We start from the raw sequence: 24,878 nt of genomic DNA, 5'->3' as shown, positions 1-24,878 counted from the left end.
GTGCCGTGACCCGCCGGTCAAATCCGACCTTGACAACAAAGCTGAGCTGCCATCAACTAATCGGATGACCGATCCGGCCGTCGACGCGCTCCGGCCGGGAAACCCGCCGGCCGTCCCACGTCAGCCCGCCGCCCCGGCAGGGAAGTCGGCCGACGCGCCGCCCGACGGCTCGGCTCAAGATCAAGACCAAGCAGACGCGCCGCCCGGCGGTGCGGCTCGGGACCGGGTCGACGCGCCGCCCGCCCTCGGCGGTGGCCCGGCCGGGGAGCCGGTCGACGTGCCACCCGCCGCGCGGGGTGGCGTACCGAAGGGGCTCGACCTGGACCGGCTGACGGCATACCTGGCCGACCACCGGCCGGGGCTGGTCACCGGTCCGCTGACCGCGACGCTGATCGCCGGCGGCAAGTCCAACCTGACCTACCTGCTGCGCACCGGCGACCGGGAGCTGGTGCTGCGCCGCCCGCCGCTGGGGCACGTGCTGGCCACCGCGCACGACATGGCCCGGGAACACCGGGTGATCACCGCGCTGGCGCCGACCGCGGTGCCGGTGCCGGAGGCGCTGCTGCTCTGCGCCGACCCGGCGGTCATCGGGGCGCCGTTCTATCTGATGGCGAAGGTCGACGGCACGGTGCTGCGCAGCCGAGCGCAGACCGACCCGCTCACCGCCGGGCAGCGCCGCGAGCTGGCGATGGCGATGATGGACACGCTCGCCGCGCTGCACACGGTCGACCCGGCCGCGGTCGGGCTGGCCGACTTCGGCCGCCCCGACGGCTACCTCGGCCGGCAGGTGCGCCGCTGGGCCGGGCAGCTGGAGAAGTCGCGCAGCCGGGCCTTGCCCGGGGTGGAGAATCTGCGCGACGCGCTCGCCGACAGCGTGCCGGAGGGGGCCAACGCCGGGCGGGTCGTGCACGGCGACTACCGGCTGGACAACCTGCTGACCACGGTCGACCCGGTGGCGGTCCGGGCGGTGCTGGACTGGGAGATGGCCACCCTCGGCGACCCGCTGGCCGACCTGGGGCTGCTGCTGACCTACTGGGACGTGCTGGGTGACAGCGACCTCGCCGAGGGCAACCCGGTCGCGGATGGCCTCGGCCCGCGCGCCGGCTTCCCCACCGGGGCCGAGCTGATCGACCGGTACGCCGGCCGCAGCGACGTCGACGTCGGGCCGCTGCACTGGCACGTGGCGCTCGGCTGTTTCAAGCTCGCGGTGATCTGCGAGGGCATCCACTACCGGCACACCCTCGGGCAGACGCTCGGCGGTGGCTTCGACCGGATCGGGGAGCTGGTCGACCCGCTGGTCGAGCACGGTCTGCACGCGGTCAGGGAGCGCTGATGGACTTCGCGTACGACGCCCGCACCGAGGAGCTGCGCGAGCGGCTGTCGGCGTTCCTCGCCGAGTGCGTGTACCCGGCCGAGCCGGTGCACGCCGAGCAGGTCGCCGCCGCCGGGGACCCGTGGGCCCGGCCGCCGGTGCTGGACGAGCTGAAGGCCGAGGCGCGGGCCCGGGGGCTGTGGAACCTCTTCCTCCCCGACCCGCGCTACGGCGCCGGGCTCACCAACCTCCAGTACGCTCCGCTCGCCGAGCTGACCGGGCGCAGCCCGCACCTCGCCCCGGAGGCGTGCAACTGCGCCGCCCCGGACACCGGCAACATGGAACTGCTCGCCGAGTTCGGCTCCGAGGCGCAGCAGGACCGCTGGCTCAAGCCCCTGCTGGACGGGGAGATCCGCTCCGCCTTCTGCATGACCGAGCCGGAGGTGGCCTCCTCCGACGCCACCAACATCGCCACCCGGATCGAGCGCGACGGTGACGCGTACGTGGTCAACGGCCGCAAGTGGTGGTCCTCCGGGGCGATGGACCCGCGCTGCGAGATCCTGATCGTGATGGGCAAGACCGACCCGGGCGCCCAGCGGCACCGCCAGCAGAGCATGATCCTGGTGCCCCGGGACACCCCGGGCGTCACGGTCCGCCGGGGCATGACCGTCTTCGGTTACCGCGACGGCGCGCACGGCGGGCACGCCGAGATCGACTTCACCGACGTACGGGTGCCGGCGGAGAACCTGGTGGGCGCCGAGGGCGCCGGGTTCGCCATCGCCCAGGCGCGGCTCGGGCCGGGGCGGATCCACCACTGCATGCGGCTGATCGGGATGGCCGAGCGGGCCCTGGAGCTGATGTGCCGGCGGGCGCTGGAGCGGGTCGCGTTCGGGCGGCCCCTCGCGGAGCAGGGCGTGGTCCGGGAGTGGATCGCCGAGTCCCGGGTGCGCATCGAGCAGGCCCGGCTACTGGTGCTCAAGACCGCCTGGCTGATGGACACGGTGGGCAACAAGGGCGCGCACACCGAGATCCAGGCCATCAAGATCGCCACTCCGGCGATGGCCGAGTGGGTGATCGACAAGGCGATCCAGGTCCACGGCGGCGCCGGCGTCAGCCAGGACACCCCGCTGGCCGCCCTCTGGGCCCAGACCCGCACCCTCCGCCTGGCCGACGGCCCCGACGAGGTCCACAAATCCTCGCTAGCCAAACGCGAACTCCGCTCCCACCCCTGACGGCGCCGTTGATCATGAAGTTTGGGTCACGACACGCCGATGGCGGGCGACGCAAACTTCATGATCAACGCAACAGAAGCCGGGGTTAGGCGGAGGTGCGGTGGATGAGTTTGGTGTCCAGGAGGATGTGGGGGGTGGGGATGTCCTCGCCTCGGATCCGGGCCATCAGCAGCCGTGCCATCTGGCGGCCCATCTCCTCCACCGGCTGGAAGACGGTGGTCAGCGGTGGGTCGGCCTGCGGGGCGATCGCGGCGTCGTCGAAGCCGACCACGGCCACGTCCTCCGGCACCCGGCGGCCCAGCTCACGCAGGGTCCGCAGCGCGCCGAACGCCATCAGGTCGGAGGCGGCGAAGACGGCGTCCAGGTCCGGACGCAGTTCCAGCAGCCGCCGCATGCAGGCCGTGCCGCTGCCCTCGCTGAAGTCCCCGTACGCGATCAGGTCCGGATCCACCGGGAGCCCGGCGGCCCGCACCGCCTCCTGGTAGCCGGTCAGCCGGGCCAGGCCGGCGCCCATGTCCTGCGGGCCGGCGATGGTGGCGATCCGCCGCCGACCCTGCGCGAAGAGATGCTCGACCGCCTGCCGGCCGCCGCCGACGTTGTCCATGTCGACGTAGTACGCCGGCTGCGCGCCGGGCTTCAGCATCCGGGCCGGCCGGCCGCCCAGCACCGTGGGCAGCCCGCGCTCCTCCAGCAGGGTGGGCAGCGGGTCGGCGTCGTGCAGCGACAGCAGCAACACCCCGTCGACGTGCTGGTTGGTCAGGTGGTGCTCGACCCGCTCCCGCTCGATCGGCGACTGCACCATGGCCAGCCAGAGCTGCATCGGGGTGTCCAGCAGCCCGGAGCTGACGCCCCGGACGATGCCGGCGAAGAACGGCTCGGTGAAGACCCGCTCGCCGGACTCCGAGACCACCAGCGCCACCGAGTCGGTGCGCTGGGTGACCAGCGCCCGGGCCGCCCGGTTGGGCACGTACCCCAGCTCGGCGATGGCCTGCTGCACCGCGGCGCGGGCCTCCGGGCTCACCTGGGGCGAGCCGTTGACCACGCGGGAAACGGTGCCGCGGCCGACCCCCGCGCGGGCCGCGACCGCGTCGAGGGTCGGGCGCCCGAGCGACCGGGTGCGCTGCGTTGTCATCGTCTGCTCCTCCGACGTCGGACTGCCCGGCACCATGATCGGCGATGGCGCCGGGCCGTCCGTTACTGGTCTCCCGCCTATTGTGCGGCCAGACCGTTGCGCCGGATCACCTCGGCATACCACCGGGCGCTCGACTTGGGGATCCGGGCCTGGTCGTCGTAGTCCACCCGGACCATCCCGAACCGCTTCGTGTATCCCCACGCCCACTCGAAATTGTCCAGCAATGACCAGGCAAAATAGCCTTTGAGTGGCACCCCGGAGTCGATCGCGGCGTGCGCGGCGCGCAGGTGCGCGTCGAAGTACGCCAACCGGTCGGTGTCATCCACCCGACCGTCCACCACCTCGTCGACGAACGCCGCGCCGTTCTCGGTGACGTAGATCGGCAGGTCGGTGTACTCCCGGTGCACCCGCTGGAGGGTCTCCAGCAGCCCCGGCGCGTCGACCTCCCAGTCCATGTCGGTGACCGGGATGCCCCGGCTGACGAACCGGACGTCCTCGCTCCCCGGCCAGGGGGACGGCCCGGGCTCCGCCGGGCCGGTCCCGGCGGACACCACGTGCCGGGTGTAGTAGTTGACCCCGACCTGGTCCAGCGGGGTCGAGATGATCGCCAGGTCGCCGTCCCGGACGTGGCCGAAATCGGTCACCCCGCGCAGGTCGGCCCGCAGGTCCGTCGGGTAGGACCCGCGCAGGATCGGGTCCAGGAAGAACCGGTTCATCAGCCCGTCGATCCGCCGGGCCGCGTCCGCGTCGGCCGGCGAGTCGGTGGCCGGGGTGACCGGGTAGAGGTTGACCGTCACCCCGAGCTGCGCGCCCGGGCGGGACGCCCGCACCGCGCGTACGGCGAGCCCGTGACCGAGCATCAGGTGGTGGCCCGCGCGCAGCGCGTCCGTGCCGTTGGTGCGGCCCGGCGCGTGCACCCCCGAGCCGTACCCGAGGAACGCCGAGCACCACGGCTCGTTCAGCGTGGTGAAGTGGTTCACCCGGTCGCCGAGGGCGTCCGCGACGAGCTGGGCGTAGTCGGCGAACCGGCCGGCGGTGTCCCGCGCCGGCCAGCCGCCGGCGTCCTCCAGCGGCTGGGGCAGGTCCCAGTGGTAGAGGGTCAGCCACGGCTCGATGTCGTACGCCCGCAGTTCGTCCACCAGCCGCCGGTAGAAGTCCAGGCCGCGCTGGTTCGCCGGGCCCGCGCCGTCGGGCTGCACCCGGGACCAGGAGACCGAGAACCGGTACGACTTCAACCCCAGGTCGGCCATCAGCCGTACGTCGGCCGGCATCCGGTGGTAGTGGTCGCAGGCCACGTCGCCGGTGTGCCCGGCCACCGTCCGCCCCGGGGTGTGGCTGAACGTGTCCCAGATCGACGGGGTCCGGCCGTCCTCGGCGACCGCGCCCTCGATCTGGTACGCCGCGGTGGCCGCACCCCAGAGGAAGCCGGGCGGGAAGGTGAGGGCGGCCGGGCCCTCGTCGAGCAGACCGACACCCGGTGGGCTGGCTGGGTTACTCACGACTTGACGGCACCTTCCATGATCCCGCCGATGATCTGGCGGCCGAACAGAACGAAGACGATGAACAGCGGCAGCGTCGCGATCAAGGTACCGGCGAAGATCTGCGAGTTGTCGGCGAAGTAGGCCGTGTTCAGGCTGCGCAGCGAGATCTGCACGGTCGGGTTGGCCGGGTCGGCCAGCACCACGAACGGCCAGAAGAACTGGTTCCACTGCTCCATGAAGGTGAGCAGGCCCAGCACGGCGGCGGCCGGGCGCAGCGCCGGCACCACCACGTGCCAGTAGACCTTCCAGGTGGAGCAGCCGTCCACCCGGGCCGCCTCGATCAGCTCGTTCGGCACGGCCTGCTCGGCGTACTGCCGCATCATGAAGATGCCGAAGCCGCCGATGAGGAACGGCACGGTGACCGACGGCATGGTGTTGAGCCACTCCAGCTTGGCCATCAGGATGTAGAGCGGCAGCACGCCGAGCTGGATCGGCACCATCATCGAGGCCAGGATGATCAGCAGCAACGCGTTCTTGCCGCGGAAGCGCAGCTTGGCGAAGGCGAAGCCGGCCAGCGAGCCGAAGAACACCGTCGCCACGGTGATCGTGCCGGCGACCAGGAACGAGTTCATCAGGCCCTTGACGATGCTGGCGTCGCCGTTGGCGAGCACCCGGCTGATGTTCTCGCCGAGCTCGCCGCCGGGCAGGAACGGTGGCGGCCAGGAGTTCGCGGCGTCGTTGGTCCGGGACGCGATCACGATCATCCAGTAGAACGGGAAGAGCGAGAGGAACACCCCGAGGACGAGCCCGACGACGGTCAGCGGGCTGGCCGCCCAGAGGCGTTCCGCCCGGTGGCGGATCCGCGGCTCCTTCGCCCGTGGGACGGGCGGGTGCAGCGTGGTACTGGTCATTCGTGCGCCACCCTCACTTGTCCGAGCTGATCCGGCGGGCCAGCAGGTAGTTGATGAACGAGAAGACGGCGATCAGCAGGAACAGCATCAACGCCACCGCACCGGCGTAGCCCCAGCGGAAGCGCTGGTTCATGACGTCGAGCAGATACATGGTGATGGTCTGGAACTGTCCCTCGGAGCCACCGGCGATGGCCCCGGCGCCGCTGGTGAACATCAGCGGCTCGGTGAACAGTTGCAGGCCGCCGATGGTCGAGATGATCAGCGTGAAGATGATCGTCGGACGCAGCTGCGGGATGGTGATCGACCAGAACTGGCGCCGGCGGGAGGCGCCGTCGAGCGCCGCGGCCTCGTAGACGTCCTTGTTGATGGACTGCATGGCGGCGAGGTAGATCAGCGCGTTGTAGCCGATCCACCGCCAGTCGACCATGGTGGAGATGGCGAACCAGGAGGCGAACCGGCCGGCCCGCCAGTCGATCGGGTCGATCCCCACCAGGTCGAGCAGCCAGTTGACCAGCCCGAACTCGCGCGCGTAGATCATCGAGAAGATCAGCGCGACCACCGCGGTGGAGGTGATGATCGGCATGGCGATGGCCAGCCGGAAGAACATCTGCCCCCGGATGCGCCGGTTCAGCGCGTTGGCCAGCAGCAGCGCCAGCAGCAGCTGCGGCACGGTGGAGAGCACGAACATCCCGAAGGTGTTCGTCACCGCGTTCCAGAACTGCGGGTCGTTGGTGAGCAGCTCGACGAAGTTGTCCAGGCCGACGAAGCTGATCGTCGCGTTCAGCGGCGAGCGGTCGGTAAGCGCGATCCAGAAGGTGTAGACGATCGGATAGACGCCGAAGATCGCGAAGATGACGAAGAACGGCAGCACGAAGACGTACGGGGTGTAGCGCAGGTCCAGCCGGTTGAGGGTGCGACCGGTCTGGCGCCGCCGGTGCGCGGCCGGGGTGGCCGGCGGCCGGGACGGGCCGGGTGGGGCCGCGGTGTCGATGGGCAGGCTCATCAGAGTTCCTTCGGGTGAGTGGCGCCGACGCGACGACGCCGGATCACGGGCTCCGACGCGGGATCACGGGTGGTGCCGCCGGTGTCGGTCGGCACCACCCGTGACCGGGCGGTAGGGCCGGGCTACTTGCCGGCCGCCTCGCCGTTCTTCAGCGCTGCCTGCCACTGCTCCGCGGCGGGCTTGCCCTGCTCGACCGCGCGCAGGGTGTTCTCCACGGCGGTGCGGACCGCGTTGTTCTTCGGGCCGAGGTAGACCGGCTTCAGCTCCTTCGCACCGGCGGCGTAGATCTTGCCGGTCGGGGCGCCGCTGAAGTACTCGTTGGTGGCTCCGGCCACCGCCGGGTCCTCGAGACCCTGCGGGGACGACGGCAGGTTGCCGACCGCCTTGAACGCCTCGACCTGGCCCTTCGTGCTGGTCAGGAACTTGGCCAGGTCGGCGGCCTCCTTCGGGTGCTTGCTCGACTTCGGCACGGCCAGCCAGGAGCCGCCCCAGTTGCCGGCGGCGCCGGGGACCTTGGCGATGTCCCACTTGCCGGCCGCCCCGTCACCGGCCTGACCCTTGATGACACCGGTCATCCAGGCCGGGCAGCCGATGGTGGCGAAGCTGCCGTTTTTGAAGCCGGCGTTCCACTCGTTGGAGAACGACTGGAGGTTGTTCGACAGGCCGGCCGCGATCATCTTGGTGGAGAGGTCGTACGCCGTCTTGACGTCCGGGTTGTCCCCGATGATCAGCTTGTTGCTCTTGTCGTAGTAGGTCTGGCCGCTGCCGTTGCTGGCCGTCTGCATCAGCACGATGTTGTAGAAGTTGGTCGCCGAGTCGACGAACTTGTGCTTCTTGTCGGCGGCGGCGAACTTCTGCCCGGTGGCGATGAAGTCGTCCCAGGTCGGCCAGAGCGCGCTTACCTCTTCCCGGTCGGTGGGCAGGCCGGCGGCCTTGAACAGGTCGGTGCGGTAGCACAGCGCCATCGAGCCGACGTCGGTGCCGAGGCCGAGCACCGTGCCGTCGGGGGTGACGCCCGCCTCCCACTTCCACGGCAGGAAGTTGTCCTTGAGGTCGTTGGCGCCGTAGTCGGCCAGGTTCTCGAACTTGGCGGTCTGCGGGAAGAACTGGACGATGGTGCCCTCTTCCAGGGCCACCACGTCACCGGCCCCGGCGCCGGCGGTGATCTGCTGGGTCAGCCGGGTGTTGTAGTCGCCCAGGCCGAGGCCCTTGCCGCGCTCGGTGATCTTGATGTTCGGGTGCTCGGCCTGGTACTGCTTGTAGAGCTCCTCGTAGCCGAAGCCCTGGTCGCCGAAGACGTCGACGACCAGCGTGATCGGGTCGTCGGCGGTGCCGCCTTCCGGCGAGTCGTCGCTGCTGCAGGCGGTGGCGGCGACGAGCACCGCGACCGAGGCGAGCGCGATGGCCGCGAGCCGCCGGCGACGGATGGGGACGGTCATCTTCAGACCCCTCTTTCGATAGTGAGGCGTTGTGTGTGTGGTGGGGGGTTGCTGCACGGCGCGACCGCCCGCCGGACGACGCCGACGGCGGCATCCGGAAGGAACCTGGAGAGAGCCACGTCACCACCGGGAGCGCTCCCATGAGATTGCCGTCGGGTGTCGAGGGTGTCAATACCGACCTGGGAGCGTTCCCATTTCGTTACCGCGCGGAGGCGGGCGTTGACAGGGATGGATCGCTGGATCCCGGACATACCGGAGCGGGCAGCGGCGGATCACCGCGTCCGACTCGTCGGTCGCGCCCGTCGGGCCGGGCGCGCGCCGGTCAGCAGAGGCGGCGCAGCAGGGTGCTCACCCGGCCGGCGTCGAACGCCTCCGGCGCGAAGCGGTCACCGACGAAGCGGCGCATCGCGTCGTGCTCGGGATGCGCCGGGTCGGCCAGGGCGGCCAGCAGGAGCTGGTATCCCGGTGGCCCGCCGGCGTCCTCCGGCGGACACGCCCGGGCCCCGTCGACGCAGAACGGGTACCGCTGCTCCGGCTCCCCGGTCACCGCGTCCTCCACCAGCAGGTCGTGCTCCCACCAGTCACCGAAGTCGTACGTGTACTGGAACCGGCTGCCCTTGCCGACCACCGCGTCGAGCCGCACGTCCAGCTCGTCGCGGACCGCCAGCTCGCCGTCCGGATCGGGCTCGCCGTACTGAACGCCGTCGATGTCGAAGCAGTGCAGGTGGCAGTCCTGCCAGCCCATCGCGTACTGCACCACCCGGTGCATCCGGTCGAGGGTGAACCCACCGGGGACCAGCACCCGCCGCCAGACCGGGGGCCGCACCCCGGCCAGGGACATCTTCACCAGGAAGATCTGACGTGGCATGCTGTCCCCTCCTTCCACCGCATAGGCTGCCGGCATGATCTGCCGAGCGTGCCGGGAGCGGCGGCACGACGAATGTCCGGGCCGGAAGTGGTGCGACTGCCAGCACCGTACCCCCGAACCGACCCCGCCGGTCACGGGTCCGGCCGGCGAATGACCGTCGGAATCCCGATTTCCCGGCTCTGGCCGGCGCCCGACCCCGCGCCGCTGTCCGATCCGGAGCTGACCGCGCTCTACGGCCGGGCCGGCGGCCCCCACCTGCGGGTGAACTTCGTGTCGAGCCTCGACGGCGCGGTCACCCTCGACGGCTACTCCGAGGGGCTCTCCGGCGAGCCCGACAAGCGGGTCTTCGGCCTGCTGCGGATGCTCTGCGACGGGCTGCTGGTCGCCGCCGGCACGCTGCGCCACGAGGGCTACCGGGCGGTACGCCTCAGCGCGGCGCGCCGGGCGTGGCGGCGCGAGCACGGGCTCGCCGAGTACCCGACCCTGATCGTGGTCTCCGGCTCACTCGACCTCGACCCGGCCCAGGCGGCCTTCGCCGACGCGCCGGTGCGGCCGATCGTGCTCACCCGCGCCGGGGTGCGACCGCCACCGGGGCTGGCCGACGTCGCCGACCTCATCCGCTGCGGCGAGGAGCGGGTGGAGCTGGCCGCCGGCCTGGCCGAGCTGCGCCGGCGCGGCCTGGCCGAGCTGCTGTGCGAGGGCGGGCCACACCTGTTCGGCGCGCTGACCGCCGCCGACCTGGTCGACGAGCTCTGCCTGACCGTCGCCCCGCTGCTGGCCGGGCCCGGGCCGGGCCGGATCACCGCCGGCGCCGCCACCGTGCCCCGGCAGCTCGGGCTGCGGCACGTGCTGGCCGCCGCGGACGGGGTACTGATGCTGCGCTACACCCGCAGGGGCTGATCACGGTACGCCGCCCGCCCCGGTCGACGGCCTCCCGGCTCGGTCACGCCGCCCACCCCGGTAGGCGGCCTCCTGGCTCGGTCACGCCACCACGGCCCGGGCTGCCGACGACCGCGGTCAACTGCCGACGACTGCGGTCAACTGCCGGCGTCTGGCGTTGCACAAGCGGTCGACCGGGGGACGGCTGGTGCGGTCCAGCGCCTACCAACTTGATGACGTGAACGATTCAAGGACCCGGTGACGACACCGCGAAACGCCGGAAGTTGTCCCCGCTCTGATTCGTCTGCGACATCAAGTTGGTAGGGCCCGCACGGGCTCCCCACGGCCCGGCGGCACCACCCCGACCGCCCGGGACACCGACGCCACGCCGCCGGCCAGGGACACCGACGCCACGCCGGCCCGGGCACTCGTGCCGAAGCGCCGCGGAGGCGCATTCGCACTCCCCGTGGTCGGTCGAACCCACCCAGCGAGCGAGCACGGACGATCGGCGTGGCGTCCGCCGCGTCGCGTGGCAACCTGTCGCATCCCTCGGGCAGGATGCAGGCGTGACCGACGACCTGAGCGACAGCCCTGGTGAGCCGGTCGGCCGGGTGCTGGGCACCGCCGACGCCACCCCGTTGCAGTTCTGGACGGCCGTCTCCCCGGACAGCTACCTCCAGCTTGACGACGTGGTGGTGACCCGCCGGGAGCTGCCCGACCGGGAGCCGGTGACGATCGCCGGGGTGGTCACCCAGGTCCGGGCCCGGCACGAGGGGGCCCAGTTCGACTCGGACGTCTTCGCCATCGCCGACGGCACCCTCCCCGCCCAGGTGCAGGAGGCCGCCGAGATCACCACCACCCGGGTCGACCCGGAGTTCTACGTCCCGCCGGCGCCCGGCGCGACGGTGCACCGGGCCGAGGGCGACGCCCGGGCCCGGGCGCTGCACTTCGACCGGATGGAGCGGCGCATCCCGATGGGGATGGGCCGCGACGGCGTGCCGGTCTATCTCAACGCCGACTTCCTCGACGGCACCCGGGGCGCGCACGTCTCCATCTCCGGCATCTCCGGCGTGGCCACCAAGACCAGCTTCGCCACCTTCCTGCTCTACTCGGTGTTCCGCTCCGGCGTGCTGGGCGGCGACGCGGTCAACGCCAAGGCGCTCATCTTCAACGTCAAGGGCGAGGACCTGCTCTTCCTCGACCACCCCAACACCCGGCTCGACGACGCGACCCGCGCCGGGTACGCGAAGCTCGGCCTGTCCGCCGGCGCCTTCCCCGACGTGCGGGTGTACGCCCCGCCCCGGGTCGGCGACTCCTCCGGCACGCCGGACGTGTCCAGCCGGCTGACCGGGGTGGACAGCTTCTACTGGACCCTCGCCGAGTTCTGCGCCGACCGTCTCCTGCCGTACGTCTTCGCCGACGCCGACGACGAGCGCCAGCAGTACACGATGGTGGTCCACTCGGTCGCCGCGCACCTGGCCCGCTACGCCCAGCCCGCCGACGGCGGGGTGAGCATCGACGGGGTCCGGCTCGGCTCCTACGCCGACCTGGTCGACCACGTGGTGGAGCAGCTCAACGACGACGAGACCCGGGGCGACTGGGCCGGCAGCGCGGTGGGGCTGGGCACGGTCAACGCCTTCGCCCGCCGGCTGATCGGCAGCAAGAAGGACCTGGGCCGGCTGATCCGCGGCGACCTGGCCACCCGCCGCCCGCACAGCATCAACACCGCCGAGAGCGCCCAGGTCACCGTGGTCGACCTGCACAACCTGCCGGACCGGGCGCAGCGCTTCGTGGTGGGCGTGACGCTCAAGAGCGAGTTCGAGCGCAAGGAGAAGGCCGGCACCGCCAAGCCGCTGCTCTTCGTGGTGCTCGACGAGCTGAACAAGTACGCCCCGCGCGAGGGCTCCTCCCCCATCAAGGAGGTGCTGCTGGACATCGCCGAGCGGGGCCGGTCGCTCGGGGTGATCCTGGTCGGCGCCCAGCAGACGGCGAGCGAGGTCGAGCGGCGGATCGTCACCAACTCGGCGGTCCGGGTGGTCGGCCGGCTCGACCCGGCTGAGGCGTCCCGCCCGGAATACGGCTTCCTCCCGCCGGCCCAGCGCCAACGGGCGCTGCTGGCCAAGCCGGGCACGATGTTCGTCAACCAGCCGGACATCCCGGTCCCGCTCTGCCTGGAGTTCCCCTTCCCGGCGTGGGCGACCCGGGTCTCCGAGGCGGGCCGGGCCCCCTCGCAGACGCTGCGCTCGATCACCCAGTCGGCCGACCCGTTCGCGGTGGTCGGCTCCGGCTCCACCGACGACGACATCCCGTTCTAGTGGGGGAACCGTGAAGATCCTGCACACCTCGGACTGGCACGTCGGCAAGGTGCTCAAGGGGCAGTCCCGCCTCGACGAGCACAAGCAGGTGCTGGCCGGGGTGATCGAGATCGCCCGCGCCGAACGCCCCGACCTGGTGATCATCGCCGGTGACCTGTACGACACCGCGGCGCCGACACCGGAGGCCACCCGCCTGGTCACCCGGGCGCTGACCGCGCTGCGCCGGCTCGGCGCGGACGTGGTGGCGATCGGCGGCAACCACGACAACGGGCCGGCCCTGGACGCGCTGCGGCCGTGGGCCGAGGCGGCCGGGATCACCCTGCGCGGCAGCGTCCGGGAAGATCCGGCCGAGCACGTCATCGACGGGGTCACCGGCGACGGCGAGCGCTGGCAGCTGGCCGCGTTGCCCTTCCTCTCCCAGCGGTACGCCGTCCGCGCGGTGGAGATGTACGAGCTGACCGCCGCCGAGGCCAACCAGACCTACGCCGACCACCTGGGCCGGGTGCTCGGCCGGCTGGCCGAGGGCTTCACCGAGCCGGACCGGGTGCACCTGGTCACCGCCCACGTCACCGTGGTCGGGGCGAGCACCGGCGGCGGCGAGCGGGACGCGCACACCGTGCTGGGTTACGCCGTACCGGCGACGATCTTCCCGGGCAACGCGCACTACGTGGCGCTGGGCCACCTGCACCGGTCGCAGCGGGTGATCGGCCCCGCCCCCATCCGCTACAGCGGCAGCCCGCTCGCGGTCGACTTCGGCGAGCAGGAGAACGTCCCGTCGGTGACCCTGGTGGAGGTGACCGCCACGACCGCCGCCCAGGTCCGCGAGGTGCCGGTGCCGGCGGCGGTGCCGCTGCGTACGGTGCGCGGCACCCTGGCGCAGCTCGCCGAGATCGAGGTGCCGGAGGGCTGGCTGCGGGTGTACGTCCGCGAGCAGCCCCGGGCCGGGCTGCGCGAGGAGGTGCAGGAGCTGCTGCCCCGGGCGCTGGAGATCCGGATCGACCCGGAGCTGGTGCCGGCGCCGGGCAGCGGCACCGCCACCGCCCAGCGGGCCGGCCGCTCACCCCGCCAGCTGTTCGCCGACTACCTGGACAGCAAGGGCCACGCCGACGAGGGCGTCCGGGAGCTCTTCGACGAGCTCTTCGAGGAGGTTGACCGCTGATGCGCCCGATCCGGCTGGACCTGGCGGGCTTCACCGTCTTCCGCGAGGAGACCACCGTCGACTTCACCGACGCGGACTTCTTCGCGCTGGTCGGGCCGACCGGCTCCGGGAAGTCCACGGTGCTGGACGCGATCTGCTTCGCCCTCTATGGCACGGTGCCCCGTTGGGGCGGCACCCGGGGCATCGCCAACGCGCTGGCGCCGTCGGCGACCGAGGCCCGGGTCCGGCTGGTCTTCGAGTCGGCCGGCGACCGCTACGTCGCCACCCGGGTGGTGCGCCGGGACGGCCGGGGCAACGTCAAGACGGCGGGCGCCGGCCTGCAACTGATGCCGCCCGGCTTCGACGTGACCAAGCTGGACACCGGGCTCAGCCCGGACGATCTCGGCGAGGTGCTGGCCGGCACGGCCGCCGAGATGGATTCGGCGGTGCTGGCGGCGGTCGGGCTGCCGTACGAGCAGTTCACCAGCTGCGTGGTGCTGCCGCAGGGCCAGTTCGCCGACTTCCTGCACGCCAAGCCGGCCACCCGGCAGCAGATCCTGGTCAACCTGCTCGGGCTCGGCGTCTACGAGCGGGTGCAGAAGTTGGCCACCGAACGCGCCGGCCGGGTGGAGGCCAAGCTGGAGGAGGTCGACCGGATCCTCGCCGGGCTGGCCGACGTCGACGACGAGGCGCTGGCCGAGGCGGCCGGGCGGGTCGGGGCGATGCGGGAGCTGTCCGGGGCGGTCGAGGCCGCCGTACCGGAGCTGGAGCGGGCCCGGGCCGCGGCGCGGGAGCGGGCGGCGGAGCTGGCCGGGCTGGACGCGGAGCTGGCCGTGCTGGCCGGGGTGCGGGCACCGGACGGGATCGCGGAGCTGGCCCGGGCGGTGGCGGCGGCCCGCGCGGCGGCCGACGAGGCCGCGGCGGCGGTCGGGCTGGCCGAGGAGCGGGAGGAGAAGCTGCGCGGTGAGCTGGCCGCGGCCGGCGACGAGAGCGCGCTGCGGCTGCTGCTGCGGGCGCACGCCGACCGGGAGCGGCTGACCGGCGAGGCGGCGGCCGTGCGGGCGGCGGTGGCGGCGGCGCAGACCGAGCACGACGCGGCGGCCGAGGCGCTCGCCCAGGCCCGGGCCGCCGCCGAGCGGGCCGAGGTGGAGCTGGAGACGGCGTTCCGGGCGCACGAGGAGGCGAAGGCGACCGACCAGGCGGTGGCGCTACGGGCGCACCTGACCGCCGGCGCCCCCTGCCCGGTCTGCGAGCAGGTGGTGCCGCGGGTGCCGGCCACGCCGAAGGGCTCGGCGGTGGCCCGGGCGGTCGCCGCCGGCAAGGCGGCCCGCACGGCCAGCGAGGCGGCGAAGCGGGTCGTGCAGGAACGCGACGCCGCCGCCCGGGAGCTGGACCGGATGCTGCTGCGCGCCCGGGCCCAGGACGACCAGTTGCGCGGCCGGCTGGCCGAGCTGGACGCGCAGCTCGCCGGCGCCGCCCCGCCGGCCGCGCTGCGGGAGTCGCTGGCCGAGCACGACCGGCTGCGCCGCGCCCTAAAGGAGGCCGCCGGCGGGGTCCGGGCCGGCCGGGACGCCGCCCGCCGGGCCCGCGCGGCGCTCGACGGCGCGCAGGAGCGGCTGCGCCGCGCCTGGCGGGACTTCGACGCCACCCGGGACGGGCTGGCCCGGTTCGGGCCGCCGGCCGCCGACCGGGACGACGTCGCCGGGGCCTGGGCGGCGCTGGTGGCGTGGGCCGGCGGGCAGGCCGAGCGGCGGCGCGCCGAGCGGGTCGGCGTCGCCGCGGCGGTCACCGGGGCCGAGGCGGCGGCGGGGGTGGTGGCGGAGCGGATCGCCGGGCTGCTCGCCGGCGGTGGGCTGCCGCCCGCCGACGACCCGGTCCGCGCGGTGGCGGTGGCGGTGGAGCGGGCCGAGGCGGCGCACCGGCGGCTGGAGGAGCGCCGGGAGCAGGCCGCCGAGCTGCGTGGGCAGCGGGAGGAGCACCGGCAGCGGGCCCAGGTGGCCCGGGCCCTGGCCGGGCACCTGCGGGCCAACAACTTCGAGCGGTGGTTGCTGGCCGAGGCGCTGGACCTGCTGGTCGACGGCGCCTCCCGGATCCTGCGCGAGCTCTCCGGCGGCCAGTACGACCTGGTCCACGACAAGGGCGAGTTCGCCGTGGTGGACCACCACGACGCCGGGCTGCGCCGGGGGGTGCGCACGCTCTCCGGCGGCGAGACGTTCCAGGCGTCGCTGGCCCTGGCGCTGGCGCTGTCCGAGCAGTTGGCCGGGATGTCCACCACGGCCGCCAGCCTGGAGTCGATCGTGCTGGACGAGGGTTTCGGCACGCTGGACGCGGCCACCCTGGACACGGTGGCCGCCACCCTGGAGGGGCTCGCCGCCCGGGGCGACCGGATGGTCGGGGTGGTCACCCACGTGCCGGCGCTGGCCGAACGCATCCCGGTCCGCTTCGAGGTACGCAAGGACGCCCGGACCGCCCGGATCGAACGGACCGGCCTGTGAGCGGTCCACCACGGTATTTCGTCGACGCGTGGGATCCGGCGTACGGGGCGTCGTTCGAGGCGTCCGCCGGCGGGCCGGCGGCCCCGAGCAGCGCTCAGGTGGAGGCGGACGCCGAACTGCCCGCGGTGGACTGGCGGGCGATCGACCCCCGGCCGCAGCTGCGGGCGCCGGACGTGGTGCTGCTGGTCGACGGGGTACGCCGGATCGACGCCAGCGTGTGGACGGCCGAGGACGACGGCGCGTCCTTTCCGGGCATCGCCGCCTCGTACGCGGCCGGCGTGGTCCGCTGCGACCTGGAGCGCGGCGTGGCCGAGCTGGCCGGGGCGCGGGTGGAGCGGGGCCTGTTCACCGCCAGCCCGTCGGCGGCCGAGGTGGTCTGCGGCCAGGTCCGCTACCCGGTGCACCGGGTCGGCGGCGCCGGTGAGCTGAGCAAGCTGCCGGCGGCGGTGCAGGGGCCGCTCACCGCGCTGGAGGTGGCCGTCTCCGACGCCGCCCGCACCGACGGCGACCTGCTGGTGGTGGACGGTCCGCTGCGCAGCCGCCGGCAACTGCCGCGCACTCTGGGCTACATCAAGACCCAGCACAGCCAATACCTGGACGCCCGGCTCACCGCCGTGGTCACCGGCCTGCGCTCCGGGCAGCGCTCGCCGGTGTTCAAGCTCGGCACCGCGTGGGGTGGCTGGTCGTGGTATCTGCGGCTGCCGGTGGCGGCCGGCGCGCCCTGGGCGGGCATCGTCCGGATGGAGTGCTCGGCCGAGCTGACCGCCGCCGAGGCGATCGAGCTGGCCGACCTGTCGCTGGTCACCCTGCCCCGGTTCGCCTCCACCCCGTACAAGGACCCGCGGGCCCCGCAGAACCTGATCCCGATCGCCGGGCTGGAGCGCCGGTTGCGGGGGCTGCTGGGCGACGCACGGCTGCTGCACCGGGCGCTGACGGCCGCCGCCCGCGCCGGCGGGATGCGCCGCTGATGGGCCGCAAGCGGGCCACCGACCGGGTGGCCGAGCAGGTCGACACCGGCCGGGCCGAGCTGGTGCCGGACCCGGACCGGCCCCGGTCGTACACCTTGCTCCTGGACGGCGCGCCGCAGTCGCACGTGGACCTGGCCGACCCGACGCACCTGGAGTTCGAGTACGTCCGGCGGCTGGCCGCCGCGTTCGACCTGCTGGCCCCGGCCGGGGCGCCGCTGCGGGTGCTGCACCTGGGCGGCGGCGCGCTGACCCTGCCCCGGTACGTCGCCGCCACCCGGCCCGGCTCCACCCAGCGGGTGTCCGAGGTGGACGGCGCGCTTGTCGAGCTGGTCCGCCGGGAGCTGCCCTGGCCGGCCGACCCCCGGTTGCGGGTGCGGGTCGCCGACGCCCGGGCCACCCTGACCGCCACCCGGGATGCCGCCTTCGACGTGGTGGTCGCCGACGTCTTCGCCGGTGCCCGGACCCCGGCCCACCTGACCAGTGTGGAATACGCCACCGAGGTGGCCCGGGTGCTGCGGCCGGACGGCTGGTATCTGGCCAACATCGCCGACGGCCCGCCGCTGCGGCACGCCCGCGCGCAGGTGGCCACGGTGCGCGCGGTGCTGCCCCATGCCTGCCTGGTGAGCGACGCGGCGGTGCTGCGCGGGCGCCGCTACGGCAACCTGGTGCTGGTGGCGGGCCGGGTCGAGCCGCCGGTGCCGGAGCTGACCCGGCGGGCCGCCGGGGACTGGTTCCCCGGCCGGGTGGTGGCCGGCGCGGAGCTGGACCGGTTCGCCTCGGGTGCGGCCGTGGTGCGCGACGCCGACGCCACCGACTCCACTCCGCCGCCGCCCGGAATTTTTTCGGCCGGGCGTTGATCCGTCCGGCGGGTTGCTGCGTACCACCGGGCAGCCATGCCCGTGGGGGGCCGGCTGATGTCATTTGACACCGGAGGTCTGCATGCATGCGGTGGCGGCCGGCTGGCACGGCGACATGGCGCGGCCCGAGTGGCGATCCGCCCGGGCTCAGCCCCAGTCGCGCGCGTCCAGGTCTGGCCGGGGGGTCGACGCCCGCCCGGCGGCTCGCCAGAATGAGCCGGTGACGCCGCGACCGGCGCCCGGGCGCCATCAGGCGACGTCCACCGAGGCCAGTCATTCCGACCAGTTGATCCGGCTGCTGTACGCCGAGCACGCGGGGCCGCTGCTGGCCTTCGTGATGCGGCTGACCGGCGGTGACCGGCAGCGCGCCGAGGACATCGTGCAGGAGACCCTGCTGCGGGCCTGGCGCAACGCGCACCGGCTCGGGGTGCACGGTCAGGGGTCGCTGCGGCCCTGGCTGGTGACGGTGGCCCGGCGGATCGCGATCGACGAGCACCGCAGCGAGCAGGCCCGGCCGGCGGAGACGTACGACCGGGACCTGACCGCGTTCGCCGAGGCGGACAGCACCGAACGGGTGTTGCGCACGATGACGATGGCCGACGCGCTACGTACGCTCAGCCAGTCGCACCGGGAAATCCTGGTGGCGACGTACTTTCGAGGTCGGACGGTGCCGGAGGCGGCGGAGGAACTGGGGCTCCCGCTCGGCACCGCCAAGTCACGGGTCTACTACGCGTTGCGCGCGCTGCGTACGGCTCTGCAGGAGCGGGGGGTGACAGAATGAGCCGGGTCGACCACATGGACGTCGCCGCGTACGCGCTCGGCGTGCTGGACCAGCAGGAGGCGGAACGGTTCGAGGAGCACCTCGCCACCTGCTGGGCGTGTGCCGCCGAGCTGGAGACGATGGTGCCGGTGGTGGGGCTGCTCTCCGGCATCGACGGCGAGACGATGATGGCGCTGGAGCAGACGGCCACCGATCCGGCCCTGCTGGACCGTACCCTGGTGGCGGTCCGGGCGGACCGGCGTCGGGCCCGGATGCGGCAGGTCCTCGCCGCCGCCGCCGCGGTCGTGGTGTTCGGCGGGTTGACCGGCGTCGGGATCGCCAGCCTCACCGATTCGGCCGGCGCGCCGCAGGCGCTGCCGACCGGCCGGTCCACCGCCGGGCCGGAGCAGCCCACGCCGGGGCCGACGGTCACCGGGCCGGGGGTCGGTGGCGAGGGTCAGCTCCCGGACGGCGATCCGGTGAGCGCCACCGACCAGAGCACCGGGGTCAAGGCCGATCTGTGGCTGGCGGAGAAGGAGTTCGGCACGCTCGTCAACTTCAACCTGACCCGCCTGCCGGGGCCGCGCACCTGCCGGTTGGTGGTGGTGCGCAAGAACAACGCCACCGAGGTGGTGTCCTCCTGGTCGGTGCCGGGCACCGGGTACGGCACGAACAGCAACCCGCTGCCGTTGCAGTTGCAGGCGGCGACGGCGGTGCCCCGCAGCGACATCCGCAGGATGCAGATCGAGTCGGTGGACGCCAACGGGGTGGCCACTCCACTGGTGAAGGTGCCGTTGTAGCGGTGGGTTGACGAAGGCGCCGGTCGGCGGGTCCGACCGGCGCCTTCGTCGTGCCCGGCCGCCGGGCCCGCCCGTGGTGCCCCGCGCGGGGGCCGTCGCCTCGGGGCACGAACGATCGGGTCGGGCGGTTCAACCGATCGGATGTGAAATGAGCCACTCATCGATGTTCAACCTTGACAGCGGCCGGCCCGTACTCATTGGCGAACTGCCAAGCATCAGGAGGGCACGTGGCACAGATGAAGCGGACCGTCATCGTCGCTAGCGCGATGGTCGCGCTGACGGCCTGCGCTCCCGCAGGTTACGACCCGAACACGAGCGCGGCCGAGCCGGTCGCCGTCGCCGCGGCCGAACCCACCGCGGCGGCAGAACCCACGGCCGAGGCCGAGCCGGAGGCCAGCCAGGACGCGCCGGCCACCGACGCGGCGCCGCCGGCCAACGTGCGGCTCACCGACGAACTGCGCGGCAAGAAGGTCGCCCGGATGGGCAACGTGGTGACCGACCAGGACGGGTGGATCCTCTACCGGTTCGACAAGGACTCGGCCGACCCGCCCTCGTCCAACTGCGTGGGCAAGTGCGCCAAGGTCTGGCCGCCCGCGCTCACCGACGGCAACCCCCAGCTCAACGGGGTCTCCGACGACAAGGTCGGCACGGTCACCCGGCAGGACGGCACCCGCCAGATCACCCTCGGCGGCTGGCCGCTCTACCGCTACATCGGCGACAAGAAGCCCGGCCAGTGGAAGGGCCAGGCCGTCGGCGGCACCTGGTTCGTGGTCGCCCCGGACGGCAAGAAGAACCTGACCTGCCTGCCCAAGGGCACCCCGAAGCCGGTGGAACCGCCGGCGGACAACGCTGACGACAGCGCCGGTGGCGGCTCGGAGGACGGCGGCTACTCGTACTGACCCGGTGGCCGGTCGCCGCCGGGGAGGGCGCGACCGGCCACCGTCACCACCTGGACGCCACGCACCGGCAGCGCCCCCGCGTCCCGGGATCCGGCGCCGGCCCGCACCTGGGCCGGCGCCGCGACCCGTTCCGCCCCCGGTGCACCGGGTCGGGGGCGTTCGTCGCAGGGCCCGGCCGTGGCAGAGTGTCGGGGTGACCGAGACCGCGCCGAGCGCCCGCCGCGAGCTGCGCCCGCCACCCGGCTACCGGCTGGCCGACTCGGTCCGGCCGCTGACCTTCAGCCCGTACGATCCGTGCGCCCGGATCACGGACGGCGCGTTCTGGTGGGCCACCCGCACCCCGGACGGCCCGGCCACGCTGAGCCTGCGACCGGCGGGCGGCGCGGTGGTGGCCGACGGGTACGGCCCGGGCGGCGGCTGGGTGGTGGACCGGGCCGACGCGATCGCCGGCCTCCGCGACGACCTGACCGGGTTCGCCGACCTGGCCGCCGCGCACCCGGTGGTGGCCCGGCTCGCCGCCCGGCACCACGGGCTGCGGATGCCCGCCACCGGGCTGGTCTTCCCCCGGGTGCTGCGGGCGGTCTTCGAGCAGAAGGTCACCGGCAAGGAGGCGTACCGGGCGTACGCGGCGACGGTCCGCCACTTCGGCGAGCCGGCGCCGGGGCCCCGGCAGCCGCTGCTGCTGCCGCCGGACCCGGCAGCGGTGGCCGCCGCGCCGTACTGGACCTTCCACCCGTTCGGGGTGGAACAGCGGCGGGCCGACACGCTGCGCCGCGCCGCCGCCGTCGCCGACCGGCTGGAGCGCTGCGCCGACGCCGCCGAGGCGACCCGCCGGCTCACCGCCGTGCCCGGCATCGGCCCGTGGACCGCCGCCGAGGTGGTCCGCGTCGCGTACGGCGATCCGGACGCGGTGAGCGTCGGCGACTACCACGTGCCCAACACGGTGGCCTGGGCGCTGGCCGGCGAGGCCCGCGCCGACGACGCCCGGATGCTCGAACTGCTGGCGCCGTTCCGCGGTCACCGCGGCCGGGTCTGCGTGCTGCTGGCCGCCGCCGGCGTCCAGGCGCCCCGGTACGGGCCACGGATGCCGATCCGCTCCTTCGCCCGCTTCTGACCGGGCCGCCCGCCCGCCGCCGGCCGGGCCCGCTGCCGACCCGCTCCCCGGTCAGCCGGCCGCGCAGAGCCGGCGCAGCGTCCGCCCCAACCACCAGGCGTACGCCCGCTGGAAGGCCCGGGTGGCCGGGCCGGCGGCGCGCACGTACCAGTGCGCCGGGCGGCTGAACGCCACCACCTCGAACAGCACCGCGTCGCCGTCGCGGCGGACCAGGAACGCCTCCTCGCCGATCTCCGGGTGCCCGGGCAGGGTGCCGTAGCCGAAGCCGGCCCGGTCCGGCTCGTCCGCCACCCAGACCACCTCGGTCGGCCCCCACAACCGCAGCGGGCCGACCCCCAGGCCGGGGGTCACCCGGACGCCCACGTCGGCGCGGGGCGCCGCGGTGCGCATCGCCACCCCGGCCGCCCGGTGCAGCCGCCAGGTCAGCACCGCCCGCGCCGCGCTGGCGAAGCAGCCGTCCGGCAGCCGGACCCGGTGCCGCAGGTGGTGGTAGCCGGCCGGCAGCGGCCCCTGCCGGGTCGCCCCGACCTGCGGGTACGTCAACTCGGTCACGATGGTCACCTCCGCCGCCGCCGGACACCGCCAGCGTACGGGCGCGGCGGACGGGCCGCCCGGCGGCGCCACCGCGCGCTGTGCTGGACTGTCCCGGTGACGGCAGCGACAGTCATCGTTCCCGCGAGCGTCGACGACGCCGGCGAGATCCTCACCGTGCAGCGGGCCGCGTACCTGGTCGAGGCGCAGCGGTACGCCGACCCGTTCCTGCCGCCGCTGACCGAGACGCTGGACGAGGTGCGGGCGGTGCTCGCCGGCCCGACGGTGGTGCTGGTGGCCCGGCACGGCGCCCGGCTGGTGGGCTCGGTGCGCGCCCGGCTGGACGGCGACACCGCGCACATCGGCCGGCTGGCGGTGGCCCCCGACCGGCAGGGCTCGGGCGTCGGCAGCCGGCTGCTGGCCGCGATCGAGGCCGCCTGCCCACCGGGGACGGCGCGGTTCGCCCTGTTCACCGGCGCCAACAGCGCCGACAACCTCCGGCTCTACCACCGGCAGGGTTACCGGATCGTCGATCACCGCCCGGACGGCAACGGCCCCGGGCTGGCGATCCTGGAGAAGCCCGTGGTCAACCCCGCTCGCAGCGGCGCTTGAGGCCGTCCGCCTCCATCCGCAGGTAACGGCGCATCAGGTCGCCGCCGAGCCGGCCGACCAGCGGGGCCAGCAGTCCGGTCTGCGCCACGGACAGCACCACCCGGACCCGGCCGTCGGGCAGCGGCTCCAACCGGTGCTCGGCGAGGGTGCGGACCCCCGGGCTGCGGGAGACCCACCGGAAGTACGCCGGCGCGACCAGCTCGGTGACCCGCCAGACCGCCGGGCGCAGCCGGGGCTGTTCGAGCCGGGCCGCGGCGCCGACGGCGAACGGGCCGGAGTCCAGCCGCTCGGCCCGGCGCACCGACTCCGTCCACTCGGGCCAGCGCTCGACGTCGGTCGTCACGTCCCAGACGAGTTCCTGCGGCGCGGTCACCTCGGTCGTCGCCTCGAAGCGCATGGGGAGCCTCCTCACCGAGCCGGGCACCGGTGTCCGGGTGGGCTCGCCGCGGCAGGCCGCGCGACGCCGGGAGGCGAGCGTACCGCCGCCGGTAGCTCCGGCGCCGCCCCGACCGCTGCCCCAGCCCGACCGACGACCCGACCGGCTGCGGCCCAGCATGACCGGCCCGGCCGTTGGTCCGGGCTGTCGCGGTGGTCGGTGGCCTGGTCAGCCGGTCTGGTCAGCCGGCCTCGGGCAGGTCGGCCTCGCGCAGGTCGGCCAGGTCGGGTCCGGCGTGCCGGCGGAGCAGGTCCGCCAGCTCGGCCACGGCGCCCACCTCGCCGAGCACGTTCCAGCCGCCGCCGTGCTCGGGCCGGTAGCGGTGGGCGAGCCGGTACCGGTGCCGGCCCCGGATCAGCTCGATGCTGACCCGCCACCGCCCGCAGCACTCGCAGTACCACTCCCGCACGTCGGCGACGGTAGCGCTGAGCTGGGCAGACACGATCCGGTCCCGGGGGACGCGGGGAACGGGACGGGACACGCCCCCCACGCCCGGCGGGTGATGTGCCTCACGACTGTCGGTGCCGTCTGATTGACTGGTCGCCGTGGACCTGCCGATCACTCCGCCGGTCGAACCGATGCTGGCCAAGAGCGTGCCCCGCCTGCCCACCGCCGACGGCATGACGTACGAGCCGAAGTGGGACGGCTTCCGCCTGATCATCTTCCGCGACGGCGACGAGGTCGAGCTGGCCAGCCGGGGCGGCAAGACGATGACGCGCTATTTCCCCGAGGTGGTCGAGCAGGCGCGCCGCCAACTGCCGCCCCGGTGCGCGGTCGACGGCGAGTTGATCGTGATCCGCCGGGACGGCCCCGACGGCCAGCCCCGGCTCGACTTCGAGCTGCTCGCCCAGCGGATCCACCCGGCCGCCTCCCGGGTGAAGCTGCTCGCCGAGACCACCCCGGCCGACTTCGTCGCCTTCGACCTGCTCGCGCTGGACGACGAGCTGCTCACCGACCAGCCCTACCCGCAGCGCCGGGCCCGGCTGGAGGCGGCGCTGGCCACGGTCCGCCCGCCCGTGCACGTCACCCAGGTCACCACCGACCCGGAGACGGCCCGCCGCTGGTTCGACGTGTTCGAGGGCGCCGGGCTGGACGGGTTGATCGCCAAGCCGGCCGACCTGCCGTACGAGCCGGGCAAGCGGCTGATGTTCAAGGTCAAGCACGCCCGCACCGCCGACGTGGTGGTGGCCGGCTTCCGCTGGCACAAGTCCGGGCCGGTGGTCGGCTCGCTGCTGCTCGGCCTCTACGACGACGCCGGGGTGCTGCACCACATCGGGGTCAGCTCGTCGTTCACCGCGGCCCGCCGGCAGGAGCTGTTGACCGAGCTGGAGCCGTACCGGGACGTCGGCGCCGAGCACCCCTGGGTGCACGGCGACCACGAGCGCGGGCAGCGCATCCCGGGCGGGGTCAGCCGGTGGACCGGGGGCAAGAACCTGGAGTGGGAGCCGCTGCGGCCGGAGCTGGTGGCCGAGGTCGGCTACGACGCGATGGAGGGCGACCGGCTGCGGCACACCGCACAGTTCGTCCGCTGGCGGCCGGACCGCGATCCCCGCTCCTGCGGCTACGACCAGCTCGACCGTCCGATCCGCTACGACGTGGACCAGGTCCTGCGCGGCGACCCGGCGGCCACCGTCGAGCCCGGGCCGGGCGGCCGGGCGTAGCCTGGCCGTCGAGACGATCACCGGAGGTCGAGACG

At 73.9% G+C, this 24,878-nt stretch carries 23 protein-coding genes; 14 read left to right on the top strand and 9 right to left on the bottom strand.

Annotation, left to right across the window (positions count from 1 at the left end; all coding sequences use genetic code 11):
- Positions 1-64 precede the first annotated feature (64 nt).
- Together K7640_RS05225 and K7640_RS05220 are read left to right on the top strand one after the other, a co-directional pair.
- Positions 65-1,333 (top strand): phosphotransferase family protein, encoded by a 1,269-nt coding sequence (locus tag K7640_RS05225; protein WP_255608060.1) that lies wholly within the window; start codon positions 65-67, stop codon positions 1,331-1,333.
- On the top strand, positions 1,333-2,544 hold the full coding sequence (locus tag K7640_RS05220; protein ID WP_222953531.1) for an acyl-CoA dehydrogenase family protein: 1,212 nt from the start codon (positions 1,333-1,335) through the stop codon (positions 2,542-2,544). Before K7640_RS05225 ends, K7640_RS05220 begins: the two co-directional genes overlap by 1 nt.
- Positions 2,545-2,629: 85 nt before the next feature.
- Here the strand turns inward: K7640_RS05220 and K7640_RS05215 are convergent, their stop codons facing one another.
- The 6 genes from K7640_RS05215 to K7640_RS05190 all read right to left on the bottom strand — a co-directional run bounded on the left by K7640_RS05215 (position 2,630) and on the right by K7640_RS05190 (position 9,378).
- Positions 2,630-3,676, bottom strand: coding sequence for a LacI family DNA-binding transcriptional regulator (locus K7640_RS05215; protein ID WP_222953530.1), 1,047 nt, complete (start codon positions 3,674-3,676; stop codon positions 2,630-2,632).
- A gap of 77 nt (positions 3,677-3,753) precedes the next feature.
- Positions 3,754-5,175, bottom strand: coding sequence for a GH1 family beta-glucosidase (locus tag K7640_RS05210; RefSeq protein WP_222953529.1), 1,422 nt, complete (start codon positions 5,173-5,175; stop codon positions 3,754-3,756).
- The gene (locus K7640_RS05205; RefSeq protein WP_255608059.1) at positions 5,172-6,068 is read right to left on the bottom strand and encodes a carbohydrate ABC transporter permease; all 897 of its coding nucleotides are present in this window, start codon (positions 6,066-6,068) and stop codon (positions 5,172-5,174) included. Before K7640_RS05205 ends, K7640_RS05210 begins: the two co-directional genes overlap by 4 nt.
- Positions 6,069-6,081: 13 nt before the next feature.
- Entirely contained in the window at positions 6,082-7,071 is a 990-nt protein-coding gene (locus K7640_RS05200; protein WP_222953528.1) for a carbohydrate ABC transporter permease, read from the bottom strand.
- Between the two features lie 122 nt (positions 7,072-7,193).
- Complete coding sequence (locus tag K7640_RS05195; RefSeq protein ID WP_222953527.1) at positions 7,194-8,510, bottom strand: ABC transporter substrate-binding protein; 1,317 nt, start codon at positions 8,508-8,510, stop codon at positions 7,194-7,196.
- A gap of 322 nt (positions 8,511-8,832) precedes the next feature.
- Complete coding sequence (locus tag K7640_RS05190) at positions 8,833-9,378, bottom strand: plasmid pRiA4b ORF-3 family protein (protein WP_222953526.1); 546 nt, start codon at positions 9,376-9,378, stop codon at positions 8,833-8,835.
- A gap of 150 nt (positions 9,379-9,528) precedes the next feature.
- Between K7640_RS05190 and K7640_RS05185 the strand changes: the two genes are divergently transcribed.
- From K7640_RS05185 to K7640_RS05140, 10 genes are all read left to right on the top strand, one after another.
- Positions 9,529-10,278: a pyrimidine reductase family protein gene (locus K7640_RS05185; RefSeq protein ID WP_222953525.1), complete on the top strand. Its 750-nt coding sequence runs from the start codon at positions 9,529-9,531 to the stop codon at positions 10,276-10,278.
- 545 nt (positions 10,279-10,823) lie between these two features.
- Positions 10,824-12,572: an ATP-binding protein gene (locus tag K7640_RS05180; protein WP_222953524.1), complete on the top strand. Its 1,749-nt coding sequence runs from the start codon at positions 10,824-10,826 to the stop codon at positions 12,570-12,572.
- A gap of 10 nt (positions 12,573-12,582) precedes the next feature.
- Positions 12,583-13,731, top strand: a complete 1,149-nt coding sequence (locus tag K7640_RS05175) for an exonuclease SbcCD subunit D (protein ID WP_222953523.1) — start codon at positions 12,583-12,585, stop codon at positions 13,729-13,731.
- A complete protein-coding gene (locus tag K7640_RS05170; RefSeq protein ID WP_222953522.1) occupies positions 13,731-16,205 on the top strand; it encodes an AAA family ATPase in 2,475 nt (824 codons plus the stop codon). Before K7640_RS05175 ends, K7640_RS05170 begins: the two co-directional genes overlap by 1 nt.
- Positions 16,202-17,173, top strand: a complete 972-nt coding sequence (locus K7640_RS05165) for a hypothetical protein (RefSeq protein WP_222953521.1) — start codon at positions 16,202-16,204, stop codon at positions 17,171-17,173. Before K7640_RS05170 ends, K7640_RS05165 begins: the two co-directional genes overlap by 4 nt.
- Positions 17,173-18,030 (top strand): spermidine synthase, encoded by an 858-nt coding sequence (locus K7640_RS05160; RefSeq protein ID WP_222953520.1) that lies wholly within the window; start codon positions 17,173-17,175, stop codon positions 18,028-18,030. Before K7640_RS05165 ends, K7640_RS05160 begins: the two co-directional genes overlap by 1 nt.
- Before the next feature lie 82 nt (positions 18,031-18,112).
- On the top strand, positions 18,113-18,811 hold the full coding sequence (locus tag K7640_RS05155; RefSeq protein ID WP_222953519.1) for a sigma-70 family RNA polymerase sigma factor: 699 nt from the start codon (positions 18,113-18,115) through the stop codon (positions 18,809-18,811).
- Positions 18,808-19,590 carry an anti-sigma factor gene (locus K7640_RS05150; protein WP_222953518.1) on the top strand — a complete coding sequence of 261 codons (783 nt, stop codon included), beginning with the start codon at positions 18,808-18,810 and terminating at the stop codon, positions 19,588-19,590. Before K7640_RS05155 ends, K7640_RS05150 begins: the two co-directional genes overlap by 4 nt.
- A 227-nt stretch (positions 19,591-19,817) precedes the next feature.
- Positions 19,818-20,489 carry a hypothetical protein gene (locus K7640_RS05145; RefSeq protein WP_222953517.1) on the top strand — a complete coding sequence of 224 codons (672 nt, stop codon included), beginning with the start codon at positions 19,818-19,820 and terminating at the stop codon, positions 20,487-20,489.
- A gap of 193 nt (positions 20,490-20,682) precedes the next feature.
- Positions 20,683-21,603: a DNA-3-methyladenine glycosylase gene (locus K7640_RS05140; RefSeq protein ID WP_222953516.1), complete on the top strand. Its 921-nt coding sequence runs from the start codon at positions 20,683-20,685 to the stop codon at positions 21,601-21,603.
- 51 nt (positions 21,604-21,654) lie between these two features.
- On the opposite strand, the gene K7640_RS05135 is transcribed toward K7640_RS05140, so the two are convergent.
- Entirely contained in the window at positions 21,655-22,155 is a 501-nt protein-coding gene (locus K7640_RS05135; protein WP_222953515.1) for a DUF1990 family protein, read from the bottom strand.
- Between the two features lie 96 nt (positions 22,156-22,251).
- Here K7640_RS05135 and K7640_RS05130 point away from each other — a divergent pair, with 96 nt between their 5' ends.
- The gene (locus tag K7640_RS05130) at positions 22,252-22,746 is read left to right on the top strand and encodes a GNAT family N-acetyltransferase (protein ID WP_222953514.1); all 495 of its coding nucleotides are present in this window, start codon (positions 22,252-22,254) and stop codon (positions 22,744-22,746) included.
- Here K7640_RS05130 and K7640_RS05125 read toward each other — a convergent pair.
- Both K7640_RS05125 and K7640_RS05120 read right to left on the bottom strand, forming a co-directional pair.
- Entirely contained in the window at positions 22,721-23,143 is a 423-nt protein-coding gene (locus tag K7640_RS05125; RefSeq protein WP_222953513.1) for an SRPBCC family protein, read from the bottom strand. The genes K7640_RS05130 and K7640_RS05125 overlap by 26 nt on opposite strands.
- Positions 23,144-23,363: 220 nt before the next feature.
- Positions 23,364-23,591, bottom strand: coding sequence for a hypothetical protein (locus tag K7640_RS05120; protein ID WP_222953732.1), 228 nt, complete (start codon positions 23,589-23,591; stop codon positions 23,364-23,366).
- A 136-nt stretch (positions 23,592-23,727) separates the two neighbouring features.
- Between K7640_RS05120 and K7640_RS05115 the strand changes: the two genes are divergently transcribed.
- Positions 23,728-24,843 carry an ATP-dependent DNA ligase gene (locus tag K7640_RS05115; protein ID WP_222953512.1) on the top strand — a complete coding sequence of 372 codons (1,116 nt, stop codon included), beginning with the start codon at positions 23,728-23,730 and terminating at the stop codon, positions 24,841-24,843.
- Positions 24,844-24,878: the final 35 nt, after the last annotated feature.

The organism is Micromonospora sp. PLK6-60, assembly GCF_019890675.1.
Taxonomy (GTDB): domain Bacteria; phylum Actinomycetota; class Actinomycetes; order Mycobacteriales; family Micromonosporaceae; genus Micromonospora.
Note: the sequence above shows the minus strand (reverse complement) of the source record. Positions and strands in the feature narration are given on the sequence as shown.